The following is a 15,019-nucleotide window of genomic DNA, read 5'->3' on the forward strand; positions in this document are numbered from 1 at the left end:
CTTCGGTGGTTCCGAGCCGGTGGCACCGCCGCCTCCGCCTCCTCCGCCGCCGCCGCCGCCGCCTCCTCCGCCCCCGCCGCCTCCGCCTCCGCCGCCTCCGCCGCCGGTCGTGCAGTGCAACCAGGGCCCGTACATCGTGTTCTTCGACTGGGATCAGTCGGATATCACGCCTGAGGCTGCTACCGTTCTCAACAGTGCTGTCACTGCCTATGGCAACTGCGGCACCGCTGCGATCATGCTGGCCGGTCACGCTGACCGCTCCGGCTCGGCAACCTACAACGTCGGCCTGTCCGAACGTCGTAACGCCAGCGTCCAGGCTTACCTGACGGGCCGCGGCATTCCGGCAGCGCGCATCTCCAGCGAAGCATTCGGCGAAAGCATGCCGCGTGTTGCTACCGCTGACGGTGTTCGCGAACTGCAGAACCGCCGCGTGGAAATCACTTACGGTCCGGGTTCGGGTCGCTAAGCGAAGACCGCAAGGTCACAAAAAAGGGGCCGGAGGGAAACCTCCGGCCCCTTTTTTCATGTGTCATTGAGATCAGACTTTGTGATGGCGACACCATCGTGAATTCACGGGGACTCGGGTCAAGCCTTGCCCCTGTCGATGGCGCCTGCATCCTTGCTGCCGGAATGTCGGCCAGCCGGATCAGTCTTCGGCTTTTGCCTGCTGCGCGAACATCTCGATAGCCGGGCGAATCGAGCCGACGTCATAGCCGGCACCGGCAGCGGCAGCGGCAATCTGGTCAGGGTCCATGCCCTTGCTGGCCTGTACCAGTGACCACAGGAAAGTGGAGCGCGTGCCCGAGCGGCAGAAGGCCAGTACCGGGCCTTCCGCTTCCGCCAGCGCCTGCGCCATCTCCCCCACCTGCGAAGGCTGGATACCCGCGTGCGTCACCGGAATCGCCCGGTAGGCCATGCCTGCAGCTGCGGCCTCCGCCGCGATTGTGGCGCCTTCGGGCTGATCGTCGCTCTCACCGTCGGGACGGTTGTTGACGATCATGGTGATGCCCAGCGCCTTGGCCGCGGCAATATCGTCAGATCCAATTTGCGGGCTTGCCCATACCGTGTCGGACAATTGCCTGAAATCGCTCATCTCGCATTCTCCTGGATACAAAATCTTCACTGGCTCTGGTGGGCCGATGCCCACCATGTCTGCACTGCTGCGCCACCGTGACGCAAGGAATTTGCCAACAGGTTCGCCAGTCGGCGGGCAGGCAGAATTGCAACAGCATCGCGGTAACAATCTGCAATTCTTAAAACATTCGCAAGTGAAGCGATTCTCGGTTATATAACGGGCCCTGAAGTGGTGGGCAGGTCCTTCACTTCCGCCTGGCCGGAATACGTCCGAGCCGCCGGGCGACTGAAAAGGGCGGTATTGAAGGTTAGTTGAATTCATGGGTTACGATCGAGGTCGTCGCGGCCGGGGGCGCGACAAGCGGGACAGCTTTGGCGAAGATAGTTTCGATCCCTTTGGTGAGCCGGGTGGCGCGCCGATGGGCGGCAATGACTGGCGCGGCGGCGGAAGCTCGGGCGGCGATCGTTTCGGCGGTGGCGGCGACCGGTTCGGCGGCGGCGGCGGTGGTGGTCGCAGCTTTGGCGATGACCGTGGCGGTTCGCGTGGCGGTTCCGGCGGTGCACCGCGCGGCGGTGCAGGCGGCGGCGGTGGCGGCATGCCCGCACAGGTTGTCGGCGCAGGCACAGGCAAGGTAAAATTCTTCAATACCCAGAAGGGATTCGGCTTCATCCAGCGTGATGAGGGCGGTGAAGACGTGTTCGTGCATATCAGCCAGGTGGAACGTGCCGGGCTGGAAGGTCTGGCTGAAGGGCAGGAGCTGCAGTTCAACCTGGTCGATCGCGGTGGCAAGGTGTCCGCTGCCGATCTGCAGGTTGTCGGCGATGTGATCGCCGTGGCGCCCAAGGCTCCCCAGCGCGAACTCACCGGCGAAAAGGCCGTTGGCACTGTCAAGTTCTTCAATGCAATGAAGGGCTTCGGCTTCATCACGCGTGATGACGGCAAGGAAGACGCCTTTGTCCATATCAGCGCAGTTGAGCGTTCCGGCATCCAGGGGATCGAAGAGGGCGACCGCTTCGAATTCGATCTCGAAGTGGATCGACGAGGCAAATACTCGGCTGTCAATCTGGTGCCCGTGCAGGAATAGCAGCACGGAATTGCCAGGGATCGGCGGCCGAGTTTGACCGGCCGCCGCCCCCGTCATAGATGGATATATCACGCGGCGGCCAACTGGCCGCCATTTGTCGTTTCAGATTTCATCTCCAAGGATCTCTTCCATGTCTATTTCTCCCCTGATGCCGGTTTATCCGCGGTGCGGCGTGCGGCCTGTCAAAGGCGAACATTGCCACCTGATTGACGAGAACGGGACGCGCTATCTCGACTTCGCATCGGGCATCGCGGTCAACCTGCTGGGCCACTCCCACCCCGGGCTGATCGGTGCCATCCAGCGTCAGGCTGAAACGCTGATGCATGTTTCCAACCTGTATGGCAGCCCGCAGGGTGAAGCCCTGGCTCAGCGTCTGGTCGATACGACTTTCGCCGATACCGTGTTCTTCACCAATTCCGGCGCAGAGGCAGTGGAAGCCGCGATCAAGACCGCGCGCGCCTATCACCAGGCGGAAGGCGATACGAGCCGCTATGAGCTGATCACCTTCAACAACGCCTTCCACGGACGGACGATGGCCACGATCAGCGCATCGAGCCAGGAGAAGATGCACAAGGGTTTCGCGCCCCTGCTGAACGGCTTCAAATATGTCGAATTCAACGATCTGGAAGCTGCCAGGGCTGCCATCGGTCCGCACACGGCGGGCTTCCTGGTGGAGCCGATTCAGGGCGAGGGCGGCATCCGCGTAGGCACTCCCGAATTCCTCAAGGGCCTGCGGGCGCTGGCAGATGAGCATGATCTGATGCTGGTTCTGGACGAGGTGCAGACCGGCGTGGCGCGCACCGGCACGTTCTATGCGCATGAGCAATATGGCATCGATCCCGATATCCTTGCCACGGCCAAGGGCCTTGGCGGCGGCTTCCCGCTGGGTGCCTGCCTGGCGACGGAAAAGGCCGCGCGCGGCATGACCTTCGGCACGCATGGCTCCACCTATGGCGGCAACCCGCTGGCGATGGCGGCGGGCATGGCCGTGATGGACGCCGTGGCCAATGAGGAATTCCTCGCCGAAGTGCGCGACAAGGGCGATCGCATCCGTGCCCGGCTGGAGCAGTTCATCGGCAATTATCCCGATCTGTTCGAAGGCGTGCGCGGGATGGGCCTGATGCTGGGCCTCAAGATGACTGTCGAGCCGCGGCCCTTCATGGTGCACCTGCGCGACAATCATCAGCTGCTGACCGTTGCCGCCGGCGATGGCACGCTGCGGGTGCTGCCGCCGCTGGTGATTGGCGATGCGGAGATTGACGAGTTCTTCGACAAGCTTTCCGCCGGTGCGGCAGATTTCAAGTTGCCGGAAACTGCATGATGGCAGGGCGCAACTTCCTCGATCTGTCCGATGCGGGCGGTAATGCCATTGCGGCAATGATCGCCGACGCGATTGATCGCAAGGCTGCAAGGCAGGGCTGGCCCAAGGGCCGGCCCGATGCCGACGCGCCGCTGGCCGGGCGGGTGCTGGCCATGGTGTTCGAAAAGAACTCCACCAGGACGCGGGTGAGCTTCGACATCGCCATTCGCCAGCTGGGCGGCACTCCGCTGATCCTCGATTCGGGCACGTCACAGCTGGGGCGCGGGGAAACCGTGGCCGATACGGCGCGCGTTCTGGGCCGCATGTGCGATGCCATAATGGTGCGCACCGACGATCACGCCAAGGTCGAGGAAATGGGTCGCCATGCGGGCGTGCCGGTGATCAACGGGCTTACAGATCAGTCCCACCCGTGCCAGATCGTGGCCGACCTCCTGACCATTATCGAGCATGGCAAGCCCTTGCCCGGACTGCAGATGGCCTGGCTGGGCGATTGCAACAATGTGATGAATTCGCTGGTTGAGGCTGCCGGGCTGACGAAGTTCGACATGCGCCTGGGCACGCCTGCGGGCTATGTGCCCGATGCCTTTTACGTGGATCGTGCGCGCGCGCAGGGCTCTGCGATCACAGTCACCCATGACGCGGCCGAGACGGCACAGGGTGCAGACGTGGTGGTGACCGATACGTGGATATCGATGGGTCAGGACCATGCAGAGGAAAAGCTGGCCGAGCTGGCACCCTATCAGGTCAATGCGCAGCTGATGGCGCGGGCAAAGCCCAATGCCATTTTCCTGCATTGCCTTCCTGCCCATGTGGGCGAGGAAGTGAGCGAGGAGGTTTTCGAGGGGCCGCAGTCGGTTGTCTTCGATGAAGCGGAAAACCGCATTCATGCGCAGAAATCGATCCTGCTGTGGAGCCTTGGCCTTTTGGGTTCGGAAGCGGGTTAACTTTCGCCGCTGCCGTCCCCATATTCGCGCCAATGGCACAAAACGATTCCAGCCAGCCGGAAACCGGCTTCGACCAGATCCTGACCTTCACCATCCCCGACCGCGATTGCCGCGGCCGGATCGTGCGGCTTGGTCCGGTGCTTGGAGAAATCCTCGCCGCTCATGATTACCCCCCTGCGATCAAGCACTTGCTGGCAGAGGCGCTGGTGGTCACCGCGCTTATGGGCGCGCTGCTGAAGGATGAGGACGATCAGCTGACCATGCAGGCGCAAACGAGCGACGGCGTCGTCAGCCTGCTGGTTTGCGATTATCGCAATGGAGAGCTGCGCGGCTACGTGCAGCATGACCGGGACCGGTTTGCCGCGCTGGGCGCCAATCCCCCGCTTTCGGCGTTGTTTGGCAAGGGCTACCTCGCCATTACCTTCGATATTGCCAGGACGGCGCAGCGCTATCAGGGCGTGGTCCCGCTTGAAGGCGCATCGCTGGCAGAATCGGTCGAAGGCTATTTTGCCCAGAGCGAACAGGTGCCGACATTGATCAGGACCGCAGTCAGCGCCGGCCCGGCGGGATGCACCGCTGCGGGCATGCTGATCCAGCACCTGCCGGAAGGCGAGGAAGGCCGCGAGCGCCTGCATGCACGGCTCGACCATCCCGAATGGGAACATGTGGCCGTGATGGCCGGTTCGCTCAGGCATGGCGAGCTAATCGAACAGACATTGTCATTGGAAGCCATCGTCTGGCGGCTGTACCATGAAGAACGTGAGGTCAGGGTCGAGCGGGGCTCAACCCTGTCTCGTGGATGCCGCTGCTCGGTTACGCATTTTGAGGAAGTACTGGCCCGCTTCCCCAAGCAGGAGCGGCGCGAAATGGCCGATGATGGGGGGATCATAATGGTAGACTGTGCGTTCTGTTCGAAACAATTCCCCATCCAGGACTAGCGACTCGTCGTACGTAGAGGTCAATTGGTCGTTCATCTGGTCCGTGGTATACTCATCCAGTATTTTGTGATTGGAGCTTTGACATGACGAAGGAAAGGACATTGCGGCTAACAGCGCTGGCTACGGCTGTGTTTGCGCTATCCGTTCCCGCTGTCGCTCAGGCTCCTGAACTGGCCATGCTCGATCAGTTGAACCGTGGCGGCTGGGAACTGAATTTCCGCGGTGACGGCGGTCGCCGCAGCATCTGCGTGCGCAACGGGCGTGAATTCATCCAGCTGCAACACCGCCAGGGCGGTTGCTCGCGCTTTGTCGTGGACGATCAGGCCAATCAGGTAACGGTGCAATATACCTGCCGCGGTGATGGCTATGGCCGCACCACAATCAGGCGCGAAGGCAATGGCCTGGTGCAGATTCGCAGCCAGGGCATTCAGGGCGGCGCACCGTTTTCGATTGAAGGCGAAGCCCGCCACACCGGCGCCTGCTGAACGGGCTTTTCGCGGCTGCCCCTTGCCGATTGCCTTTCACCTGCCTAGCCGTTGCTGATGGCAGGACATTCTCCCCGCGCTGTTGTTCTCTTGTCGGGCGGCCTCGATTCGATGGTCGCGGCGGGTATCGCGCGCGAAAGCGGCTTTGCGATCAACGCCCTGACGATTGATTACAACCAGCGTCACCGCAAGGAAATCGAATCGGCCCGGGTGATTGCCGCGCATATCGGGGCGGAGCGCCACGTGGTGCTGCCGCTCGACCTGACGCAGTTCGGCGGATCGGCTTTGACGGATGATATCGCTGTGCCCAAGTCCGGGGTCGAACCCGGCATACCGGTGACCTATGTCCCGGCGCGCAATCTGGTGTTTCTGTCGCTGACGCTGGCCTGGGCGGAGGCAATCGGCGCGCATGACATCTTCATCGGCGTCAATGCGCTCGATTATTCGGGCTATCCCGATTGCCGTCCGGATTTCATAAAGAGCTTTACCGAGACGGCGCGACTGGCCACGCGCGATGGCGTGGAGGGCAAACCCTTCACCATCCACACGCCGCTGCAATTTTGGGGCAAGGCACAAATAGCGAAGGAGGCCGCGCGGCTGGATCTCGCTCCGGAGATGAGCTGGTCCTGCTATGATCCGGCAGAAGACGGGCGGGCCTGTGGATTGTGCGACAGCTGCCGATTGCGGCAGAAGGGCTTCCGCGAGGCAGGCCTGGTGGACCGCACACCCTACGCTGCACGGTCAGGGACGGATTGATGCAGGCCGGGGGGGAGGAAGTTCAGGACCAAGAAGTTCAGAACCAGTCAGTCCAGGACCAGAAGGTTCCGGCCTACAGCTGGTACGCGCTTGGCGTCCTGTTTCTGGTCTATCTGGTCAATTTCGTCGATCGCCAGATCCTGTCAATCCTGGCCAATGACATTCGCGCTGACCTGGGGATTGACGATGCCCAACTGGGGTTCCTCTACGGAACGGCCTTCGCCATTTTCTATGCGGTGTTTGGCATACCGCTCGGCCGGCTAGCCGATGGCTCATCGCGCACAAAGCTGCTCAGCCTGGGCCTGACGCTGTGGTCGTTCATGACGGTGCTGTCCGGCCTGGCGAAGAACATGACCACGCTCACAATCGCCCGGATCGGCGTTGGCGTGGGCGAGGCATCTGCCAATCCTTGCGCCTATTCGCTCATTTCGGACTGGTTTCCCAAGCGGCTGCGGGCCACTGCGCTGTCCCTCTATTCTTCCGGCCTGTTTGTCGGCAGCGGCCTGTCGCTGCTGATCGGCGGGACGATAGTGGAACGCTGGAACGCGGCATTTCCCAGTGGAGGGCCGCTGGGCCTTGCGGGATGGCAAGCCGCCTTTGTCATGGTCGGCATGCCGGGCCTGATCCTGGCGGTATGGGTCTTGTTCCTGCGGGAGCCTGAGCGCGGGGGCATCGATGGCCTCAAGTCGCCGGAAAATCCGCATGCGTGGAGGGATTTCTTCAATCAGGTGGCGCAGATCGTGCCGCCTTTCACCTTTTTGGGAGCGGCCCGGCGCGGACCAAGGTCGCTGCTGGTCAATGTGGCAGCAGCGCTCGTGCTGGCACTTTGCGCGATGCTGGCCTCCCGAACATTCGGGAACGCACAGCAATTCTGGTTCGTGGCCGTGGGCTATTATGCGGTGTTCAGCTGGGCAGCCAATCTGCGGGCGCAGGACCCCGAGACTTTCAATATGACCTGGCGGGCACCGGCCTTCATGGGGATCGTCATCGTCTATAGCGCCGATTGCTATATCGGATATTCGATCACCTATTGGGCGGCCCCATATGCCGAGCGAACATTTGCCTTGAGCAAGACGGAGCTTGGCTGGCTGATTGGCGCGCCGAATGCGCTGGGCGGGTTCGTGGGGGTGATCCTGGGGGGCTGGCTGGCAGACTTCCTTGCGCGCCGCATTGAAAGTGGCCGCGTCATGGTGGCGGCGATAGCTCTGCTGGGGTCGATACCCTTGCTGCTGATCGGCTATACCACCAGTTCAAGCACCGTCTTCATCGTCTGCAACTTTCTGGGACAGATGGTGACGGCCTCTGCTTTGGGCGCCTGTGCAGCGGCAACGCAGGCGCTGGTCCATCCGCGGATGCGCGGGACCGCAACCGCAGTGTTCCTGCTGGGCGCGACCCTGATAGGTCTGGCATTCGGGCCGTTCATGGCCGGCTACATCTCTGAAAGCACCGGCAACCTTGCCAATGGAGTAATGGCTGCGCTTGTCGCCGTGGTGCCGGGCCTGATCGCCCTTGCAATTGCCGTCAGGTTCTACGGCCAGTCGTTGCAGAAGCTGACGACACAGGGCGGTTGATCAGCTGGGGGTGAGCACACCGCAAGCGATCCTGCCACCTGCAGCTCCCGCCGGATCGGTTCGATAATCGTCGAGGCCTGCATGAACCACGATCGCCGTGCCATCATCGTCGAACAACCATGCTGAAACTTGCGTGGCATCGCCCCGCAAGGTCGAACTGATTGTTCCCAGCCCATTTGCGCCGATCATGGCATTTGGCAGATCGCCCAGATGGGAACCGCCGGGATTGAGCGAGCCATGCGCTTTTCCCAGCGGGTTGAGATGGCCGCCAGCAGACGTGAAATCGGACGCTTCACAATTGCCGGTCTGATGAAGATGCACCGCATGAATGCCCTGATCGAAGCCGGTGAGGGCCACGGTCAAGGTCATGTCCCCGCCGGTCCGGTAAAGCATTGCGCTGCCGGCCGGATTGCCATTGGCATGCCGCAACTGGGCTGAAGCGACCAGCTCACTGGGTAGCTCCGTCACGGTCTGGCAGGCGGTCAACAGCGGCAGCAAGGCAATTGTGATCGCAGTAACAGCAAGCTTCATGTCAGATCCTTTCAGCGTTCCACTTCACCGAACGAAGGAGCCTGCCGAAAGGTCCGGATCAGATTGCTGAAATGATTCCGGCAGACGCCAAGGCGCCAATAAGCCCGATTATCGCATTTCGCGCCTCACTGTCGATCACTGACCCGCCCGCTGGCTCTGCCACATCGGTCGCGGCCTGCCAGCCGCCAAGGTAATGCAGGTGCCGGGAAGCCGCCTTGTTGAAAACGCGCATGCCATCATGAGGTGAGGCGAACAGCCAGTTCCCAGATTGATATCCGGCCAGTTTTCCAGCCTGGCCTGCCCAATCTGCCGTGGGCAGATCGCCCACAAGCCAGCACTCGCCGTCCACCGGAGCAGCTGGCGGGTCCTGCGCCTCGCCTTCAACGACTGCGTGCAGCAACATGTCTGTCAGCGCATGGGCTTCATTTACGAAAAATTCCTTCTGCGCCTGGGCAGCGAACAGAAAAGGCAGGCCGAATCGCGGAGAGGATGAGGTGAAACTAATCGGGTCGGTCATGGGGTGGTCCTTTGGAAAGGCAGATCAGGAAATGGTGAGGAGGTGCAGGGCGGCGGACGATGCATGATTGCCGACCTGCCTGACCCAGAGCACCTGACCCGCGTGGCTCGATTGCAGCGCTTCGAAGTCCGGAACCGAAAGATTGAGGCAGGGCTCGGTCACTTCCCACCTCACTGCGGGGCTGGCCGTATCGCCGATCCCGACAAGGTACTTCTCGGCCTGTTCGTTGATGGGAACCTCGACCCCGTCTCGCCATTCCCATGCGCCGCGTGCCCGGCGGGTCCACGACAGCGCAATTGATCCATCCGTCTTCAGCTGCATACGCGGATGGACCGGGCAAAGTGGGCGCAAGGATGCGCCAAGGCCTGCAATCTGGGCGACGACGGGGTCCGCATCCACCAGTCCGGTGGCTGCCACCGCAGTGGACAGACCCAGTTTTGCATCATCGAGCGGTACGGGTTCGTCGCCAAGCAGGATGAATGGGGTTCCGGCGGGCTTTGGTGCAAGGGCATAGCCTTCGGTGCCGCCTCTGCCGCGAAGGAAATGACTCAGCCGCCACGTCACTTCGTCCAGCCTGGTGGCGCTGGCGAACTGCACGATCTCTTCACCAATCAACGCACGATTGGCACCCTTGGCCAGCCCGGCAATTGTCGCTTCGGGCAGCTGGAAATCGGCAGAGAGCAGAGTGACATCCACTTCAATGCCGCGATCCAAGAGCGATGCGTCCGATGGCGGAAGATCGCTTTCCAGCTGGCCGATGACACTCCGCTGCCTGCCGCTCTGACCGATGGGAGCCAGCGAACCCTCTTCAACCGCATACAGGGCAGAGCCGGTCCAGCCCGCAGTGCTGGACGATGCGGCGGCAAAAACCTGGCGTTGTTCAGCCGGACCTTTGCCGTCCCAGGGCAATTCATAGGCCCGCAGGACCGTGGGCGTGGCCATCATATCGGGCGTAGTCAGGCTCTGGCCGGCATCGGCAATGGTAGATCGTGCGGGTCCATGAGGCATGCGCTGGAGCTCCAGCTCGACCCCGCTCTCGCGCCACTCCCAATTGATGATGCGCCAATAGCCTTTCCTGCCGGGCACGCGCACGACCTGACCCGGCTCGAGGCCCGGGTCCAGTTCGGCAACGCGCCATGACAGGCTTTCGCGCGCCCAACTGGCCCGCTCGGCCGCCTTGCTGGCGAGATCGCGCGCATTTTCGGCCTCAAGCGCTCCGGGAAATTCTATGATGCGACTGCGCCCGGCCCTGGCGCGGCCACCGGCGCGTTGCAAACCTGCCTGAAAATCCCGCGTGGTATCGTAATAGCGAATGCCTTCAGGAATATCGCGCAAGTCAGGCTGCCGCCGCGAGCTTTCTCCGGAAACGGAAGCGAAGCTTTCGGACCGCGGATCTGCGGCAGCTTCGGGGAGCAGTGGCGGGTTGGCTGGAATGGCTTCGGCATCGCCAATTGTGAGGTTGTTGCCGCTTGCATTGCAGATGAGCGGGTAGACCTCATCGATCACAGCAAGGCTGGAGGCAAATGATCCGCCATCTTCGCTGAAGCCCTGCAAGGTGTGCAGAGGACGTTCGACATTGGCCGGACGATCCATTCTGGGCATCATTCGCGAGAGCGAGACATCGCCATCATCGGCGATGATCTCAAAAGTCAGCGTTGGTATGCGATTGCCAAAGTCCGCCAGTTGCAGGCTCTCGAACACACAATAGGCAAGGCCGCGAAATGCCGGGCAGGATCCGCCCAGGGCCGAATCGATCAGAGGGTCTGGCTGCTGGTCGCCATGGCCGCGATAGATGCGCAACTCGCCGCCGAATTTCAGATCACCGCCAGCGCCCCGCAAGAGATTGCCATCCGCCCAGATCCTGCCGATATCCTTGATAGGCCGGCTTGCCAGGGCGACGGCGAATGACACGGAATAGTTGTAGGTCGTGGTTGAAGGGCGTCCCTTCCCACCACCACTCTTCTCACTGTTTTCGACAAGATCGGTCGCCCAGATCACGCTGCCGGGGGTCCGGACCTTGCCATAGTGGCGCGCGATGGGCGTGCCATAGCTGGAGGTGGTGACGCGCAGTTCCTGCAGCCTGGGGCCTTCGCGGCGACCGGAGCCAGAAACCTTCTGATCGAAGGCATTGCCCAGCAGCGCACCGATCGTGCCGCCAATCGGGCCGCCAATCGCGGTACCGACGGCGGAAAACAATATGGTTGCCATGATTTTTGACCTCTAGCTTTGGGGAAGGCGCCAATGGCCGATGGTTGGCCATGCGAGCGGGGCCGGTGTGTGAACCACTCGGCCAAGCCCGGCATGTGCGTGAACGAAGCCGCCTTCGAGGGCGGCGACTGCCAGATGGAACTGACCCGGGGCAGTCTTGAGCAGGACCAGGTCGCCCGGCTGGCAAGGTCCGTGGGCCGACATGAAACCAGCCTGATCAATGGCCGGCAGCAGATGACTGATATCCAGATTGCGCAGGCGGTAATCGGTGCAGACAGAAATCCGGCGCCCGATCTTGCGCAGGGCGCTTGTGACCAGCCCGATGCAATCGAGGCCCGTTGCCGGATCGCGGCCGTGCAACAGGAAGGGGCTGCCCGTTAGTTCCTGCGCGGCCCGGGCAAAGTCCGCAGCGCCGCAAGTCACGATGCACTGGTGGGATAGCGCGACAGAAGATCGTTGCCCGGCATGAATGGCTCTCCCTGAAAATTGGCCGCGTTCGAGAAGCGGCCCGCGCATGTCGCAATCGTGTGATCACAGCCCTCGCGCAGGACCGCACGCGCGCCCACCAAGAGATCGGCATGCAGTTCCTGATCGAGCAGCAGACCGTCCGCATCGGACCGGATGATCTGCATCGTGATCCCTGCATGCGGGCCGTCCAACCAGCGCAGGGAGCCATCCCGCAAGACGCTCGCGGCCGGGGAGGCTGCGAAGCCGACAAGGTTCACATCATGGTCAACCATGTTGCACAGCACTTCATGGGAGAAGCGTTCGGCGCTTAGGTTGCAGCCGGGCCCACAAAACTGTGCACGGCAAGTCGGGCTGGTGCGCGGGACCAGATCAGCCTGAAGCGCGGCCTTGGCAGATTGCAATTCCACCCGGAAGCCGCCGTCCTCTTCGGAGATGGAGCCGGCCTCGCCGTGATAGAGGACTGAAAAATCGCGCGTTTCCCAATCGACAAGGCCAATCGAAATGCGCGCCCCGTCATACCGTCCGGCAGCGAGGTCGCTCGATCTGATCGCATCATGCGCCAGCGCACCCTGCACTTCGGCACTGTCATTCTCGATGCTGGCAGAGCGACTGATTGCGGATGGCACCATGCCGGGGGCGGCCCGATGAAGCAGCCCGTCAAACCAAAGATCGCGATCATGGCTGGTGAACCCCAGCGTGTATCCGTCGCGCCGCTTGATACGCCAGAAGGTGGCGACACCTTCCAGCTCCTGACGGAAGAATACCCGGCTCATACGGCCTCTCGTATTTCTATCAGCGGAACCGACGGTGCCTCACCGGCAGCAAAATTTGCACCCGCCACATCCAGCCTGTCTTCGGCAAAGCGCACGGGTACGTCGAACAGGAAGCCGGCGGTTATCGTTGAACCGGCAGGCGGCGCGATAATAAACACGATCTTGCCGCCCTGATCGAGAAGCCAGGCGCTGCTTGCAACGCCATCGATCGCGACCTGGATTGTCTCGGCGCGCGGCCGGGTAATCGGGCGGATCTGCGGATCGGCGACTTCGCCATAGGACTTGGTGAGCTGGAAGCTGGCAGTCAGCCCATCCCCCGTACCGATGTTCTGATCGAGCATTCCGGGCGTTCCCGTCATCACGTTTGAGCTGAAATCAAACGGATCGGAAAGGCGGAAACCGCGCGCCGCACCGCGTCGCGCGCGGAAGAAGCGGATCAACGTGCCGAGCTCGTTTTCAGACCGGATGCCCGGGCCGACATCGAAGCGCAGCCGGGCATCGCTCCACTGGCTGTTGCGCCTTTCATGCCCCGATGCGGTGAGCACGATGGCAGTTGAGAATTCCGGGCTGACTGCGGCATCGCGCCCCAGCGCCAGCGGATAGATCACATCGTCGAACGCTTCCATATCGTCTTCTTCCTCGTCGGGCGGCGGGGTTGGGAGGCGGGTGTATCCATCGCGGCAGACCTGGGGCAGGGCCCAGACAAACCGGCGCGGCACACCGCGGGCAATGGCTTCATCCAGCCCGGCATCAATCAATTGCCAATGGCTCTCGGCATCCTCGGCGTTGAGAACGAAACCGGCCAGATAGTCCTGATTCTCGAGCGGATATTGCAGGGTTGCCTGCATGGTCTCGTAAGCCTGCCTGCGCAGCGCCTCCGCCCCCGAGGTGAGCCAGTCGTAATCCTCAAGCTGAAGGCGGTCGAATTGCGGATGCTGCCAGACGTCCGGCAGGTTCAGCAGAGGCATGTCGGGCATTTCGAGGTGCAGGATCGTAGGGGTGAAGGCCAGCAGCAGCAACTCTGCCTCCGGACCCTGTGCGTCCTTAATGTCGTTCCTGATGCTTTCTGTCGAAGTGCCAAGCCTCGCACCGGCCAGGCTCAGTGCAGCTTTCTGGGCTTCACTCAGATCGGCGCGCATATCGGTGATGTCCGGTACTGCCGGATCGAGGATACTGCGCATGTTCGCGTCATAGATGCAGGGTTCAAAGTCGGAATTCACCCACCACCACGGCTCCCCGATCTGGATTTTCACCGGCAGTCCAGCTTCGACCTGCAGGCGCGCAAGTTGCAGCCCAAGCTCTCGAAGATGCGTATCCACCGCGCTGTTGACCGGGCTCAGCAGCGCAGAAGGCGGTTCCCATCCGGTCAGCGCCGGAGAGCCATCATGCGCCCGCTGCATCCAGTCTGGTGGGCAGTGCTGCGCCAGCAATTCATAGGAATAGGACAGGATGACATCGTATCCCTGCTCCCTCCCGCTGATGAAAAGGGCGCGCAGCCAGTTGATCGCGGGGACGCACGTCAGCCGGGGGTGGTTAGCCAGCAGGGTGCCATCGGCCTGACGCTTGAGCCGATAGTAATGGCTCATCCCCAGATAGTGGAGGATCTCGTCTCGATATCCCAGGCCGCGGATATTGCGCATCAGGCGCGTCGGTGTCTGGTTGTAACTGTCGTCATAGGCCGTCGCGATGCGCGTATCGTGCGGCGGGATCATGATATCGCCGATCGGCAGCATGGGCCGGTCACCCTCGCAGGCGATTTCGCTCAGTTCCACCCAGCCATTCACCCTTGATGCCAGCAAGCCCGGATCGGCAGGATCATAAGCGGGCGGAACCAGCGAGATGAACATGCGATCTATGCGCGAGGGCTCCACCGGGTCGGGCGCAGCGGCGATATCCCAGCCTCCCGCAAGCTGGGAAAAGGGCAGGGTGACGAGCGCATCCGTGGGCGAGCCTTCGGCATAGTTCCACAGCCGCACATACCAGCTGCGCGGATTGCCGGCTGCGTCCTCCCCTTCGATAGTCAGCGTGGGGCCATGCACTGCATCCAGCGGCAGCACGCCTTCCGACTTCCAGCGAAAGCGCAGCGTGGTGCGCGAATAATCGCGGTCAGTATCATAGGCGAGCAGCGGGTGATCCAGCGTGTCTTCGCTTTCCCAGATCAGCCCTGCCAGCGCATCGCGGTGGTGAATCTCCAGATCCACGCGCAGCGAATCCGGCCCGGTGACATAGACGCAAGCCATCATCGGACGCGGGAAATCGATGGTCCAGAAGCGCGGATCGAACCGCTGGATAAAGTCTGAATTCTGCCCGTCGCGTTGACGGGCCAGCCAGAATGCCATGATCTGTTC

15 protein-coding genes are annotated in these 15,019 nt (G+C 62.1%); 8 read left to right on the forward strand and 7 right to left on the reverse strand.

The window, feature by feature from the left end; all coding sequences use genetic code 11:
- A partial coding sequence (locus tag GRI32_RS00005; protein WP_160589090.1) for an OmpA family protein occupies window positions 1-466 on the forward strand: 466 nt, incomplete at its 5' end.
- A gap of 180 nt (window positions 467-646) precedes the next feature.
- Here GRI32_RS00005 and GRI32_RS00010 read toward each other — a convergent pair.
- Window positions 647-1,093, reverse strand: coding sequence for a protein tyrosine phosphatase family protein (locus GRI32_RS00010; RefSeq protein WP_160589091.1), 447 nt, complete (start codon window positions 1,091-1,093; stop codon window positions 647-649).
- Window positions 1,094-1,394: 301 nt separating this feature from the next.
- Between GRI32_RS00010 and GRI32_RS10815 the strand changes: the two genes are divergently transcribed.
- The 7 genes from GRI32_RS10815 (at window position 1,395) to GRI32_RS00045 (ending at window position 8,174) form a co-directional block, all read left to right on the forward strand.
- Window positions 1,395-2,159 (forward strand): cold-shock protein, encoded by a 765-nt coding sequence (locus GRI32_RS10815; protein ID WP_160589092.1) that lies wholly within the window; start codon window positions 1,395-1,397, stop codon window positions 2,157-2,159.
- Window positions 2,160-2,289: 130 nt separating this feature from the next.
- Window positions 2,290-3,480: an aspartate aminotransferase family protein gene (locus GRI32_RS00020; RefSeq protein WP_160589093.1), complete on the forward strand. Its 1,191-nt coding sequence runs from the start codon at window positions 2,290-2,292 to the stop codon at window positions 3,478-3,480.
- On the forward strand, window positions 3,477-4,424 hold the full coding sequence (argF, locus tag GRI32_RS00025) for an ornithine carbamoyltransferase (protein ID WP_160589094.1): 948 nt from the start codon (window positions 3,477-3,479) through the stop codon (window positions 4,422-4,424). The genes GRI32_RS00020 and argF overlap by 4 nt, the downstream gene beginning before the upstream one ends.
- 32 nt (window positions 4,425-4,456) lie before the next feature.
- A complete protein-coding gene (gene hslO, locus GRI32_RS00030) occupies window positions 4,457-5,362 on the forward strand; it encodes an Hsp33 family molecular chaperone HslO (protein WP_160589095.1) in 906 nt (301 codons plus the stop codon).
- Between the two features lie 83 nt (window positions 5,363-5,445).
- Window positions 5,446-5,847 (forward strand): DUF3617 domain-containing protein, encoded by a 402-nt coding sequence (locus tag GRI32_RS00035; protein WP_160589096.1) that lies wholly within the window; start codon window positions 5,446-5,448, stop codon window positions 5,845-5,847.
- Window positions 5,848-5,904: 57 nt separating this feature from the next.
- Window positions 5,905-6,603, forward strand: a complete 699-nt coding sequence (gene queC / locus GRI32_RS00040) for a 7-cyano-7-deazaguanine synthase QueC (RefSeq protein WP_160589097.1) — start codon at window positions 5,905-5,907, stop codon at window positions 6,601-6,603.
- Window positions 6,603-8,174 (forward strand): spinster family MFS transporter, encoded by a 1,572-nt coding sequence (locus tag GRI32_RS00045; protein ID WP_160589098.1) that lies wholly within the window; start codon window positions 6,603-6,605, stop codon window positions 8,172-8,174. The genes queC and GRI32_RS00045 overlap by 1 nt, the downstream gene beginning before the upstream one ends.
- Here the strand turns inward: GRI32_RS00045 and GRI32_RS00050 are convergent, their stop codons facing one another.
- From GRI32_RS00050 to GRI32_RS00075, 6 genes are read right to left on the reverse strand one after another with little or no spacing between them, the layout of a single operon-like run.
- Complete coding sequence (locus GRI32_RS00050) at window positions 8,175-8,705, reverse strand: superoxide dismutase family protein (RefSeq protein WP_160589099.1); 531 nt, start codon at window positions 8,703-8,705, stop codon at window positions 8,175-8,177.
- 58 nt (window positions 8,706-8,763) lie between these two features.
- Window positions 8,764-9,222, reverse strand: coding sequence for a DUF2793 domain-containing protein (locus GRI32_RS00055; RefSeq protein WP_160589100.1), 459 nt, complete (start codon window positions 9,220-9,222; stop codon window positions 8,764-8,766).
- A gap of 24 nt (window positions 9,223-9,246) precedes the next feature.
- A complete protein-coding gene (locus GRI32_RS00060) occupies window positions 9,247-11,430 on the reverse strand; it encodes a phage tail protein (RefSeq protein WP_160589101.1) in 2,184 nt (727 codons plus the stop codon).
- Between the two features lie 12 nt (window positions 11,431-11,442).
- Window positions 11,443-11,946 carry an NlpC/P60 family protein gene (locus GRI32_RS10905; protein WP_419866753.1) on the reverse strand — a complete coding sequence of 168 codons (504 nt, stop codon included), beginning with the start codon at window positions 11,944-11,946 and terminating at the stop codon, window positions 11,443-11,445.
- The gene (locus GRI32_RS00070; RefSeq protein ID WP_160589103.1) at window positions 11,850-12,671 is read right to left on the reverse strand and encodes a DUF2163 domain-containing protein; all 822 of its coding nucleotides are present in this window, start codon (window positions 12,669-12,671) and stop codon (window positions 11,850-11,852) included. Before GRI32_RS00070 ends, GRI32_RS10905 begins: the two co-directional genes overlap by 97 nt.
- Complete coding sequence (locus GRI32_RS00075; protein WP_160589104.1) at window positions 12,668-15,010, reverse strand: DUF2460 domain-containing protein; 2,343 nt, start codon at window positions 15,008-15,010, stop codon at window positions 12,668-12,670. The genes GRI32_RS00070 and GRI32_RS00075 overlap by 4 nt, the downstream gene beginning before the upstream one ends.
- Window positions 15,011-15,019: the final 9 nt, after the last annotated feature.

Origin of the sequence: Alteraurantiacibacter aestuarii, assembly GCF_009827405.1 — a bacterium.
Lineage (GTDB): Bacteria > Pseudomonadota > Alphaproteobacteria > Sphingomonadales > Sphingomonadaceae > Alteraurantiacibacter > Alteraurantiacibacter aestuarii.

What these genes read in the sequence shown, in the direction of transcription:
- GRI32_RS00060 (WP_160589101.1), bottom strand. Translation starts at nt 11,430, where the DNA reads ATGGCAACCATATTGTTTTCCGCCGTCGGTACCGCGATTGGCGGCCCG.
- GRI32_RS00035 (WP_160589096.1), top strand. Translation starts at nt 5,446, where the DNA reads ATGACGAAGGAAAGGACATTGCGGCTAACAGCGCTGGCTACGGCTGTG.
- GRI32_RS10905 (WP_419866753.1), bottom strand. Translation starts at nt 11,946, where the DNA reads ATGCGCGGGCCGCTTCTCGAACGCGGCCAATTTTCAGGGAGAGCCATT.
- GRI32_RS10815 (WP_160589092.1), top strand. Translation starts at nt 1,395, where the DNA reads ATGGGTTACGATCGAGGTCGTCGCGGCCGGGGGCGCGACAAGCGGGAC.
- GRI32_RS00010 (WP_160589091.1), bottom strand. Translation starts at nt 1,093, where the DNA reads ATGAGCGATTTCAGGCAATTGTCCGACACGGTATGGGCAAGCCCGCAA.
- GRI32_RS00075 (WP_160589104.1), bottom strand. Translation starts at nt 15,010, where the DNA reads ATGGCATTCTGGCTGGCCCGTCAACGCGACGGGCAGAATTCAGACTTT.
- GRI32_RS00045 (WP_160589098.1), top strand. Translation starts at nt 6,603, where the DNA reads ATGCAGGCCGGGGGGGAGGAAGTTCAGGACCAAGAAGTTCAGAACCAG.
- queC (WP_160589097.1), top strand. Translation starts at nt 5,905, where the DNA reads ATGGCAGGACATTCTCCCCGCGCTGTTGTTCTCTTGTCGGGCGGCCTC.
- argF (WP_160589094.1), top strand. Translation starts at nt 3,477, where the DNA reads ATGATGGCAGGGCGCAACTTCCTCGATCTGTCCGATGCGGGCGGTAAT.
- hslO (WP_160589095.1), top strand. Translation starts at nt 4,457, where the DNA reads ATGGCACAAAACGATTCCAGCCAGCCGGAAACCGGCTTCGACCAGATC.
- GRI32_RS00020 (WP_160589093.1), top strand. Translation starts at nt 2,290, where the DNA reads ATGTCTATTTCTCCCCTGATGCCGGTTTATCCGCGGTGCGGCGTGCGG.
- GRI32_RS00050 (WP_160589099.1), bottom strand. Translation starts at nt 8,705, where the DNA reads ATGAAGCTTGCTGTTACTGCGATCACAATTGCCTTGCTGCCGCTGTTG.
- GRI32_RS00070 (WP_160589103.1), bottom strand. Translation starts at nt 12,671, where the DNA reads ATGAGCCGGGTATTCTTCCGTCAGGAGCTGGAAGGTGTCGCCACCTTC.
- GRI32_RS00055 (WP_160589100.1), bottom strand. Translation starts at nt 9,222, where the DNA reads ATGACCGACCCGATTAGTTTCACCTCATCCTCTCCGCGATTCGGCCTG.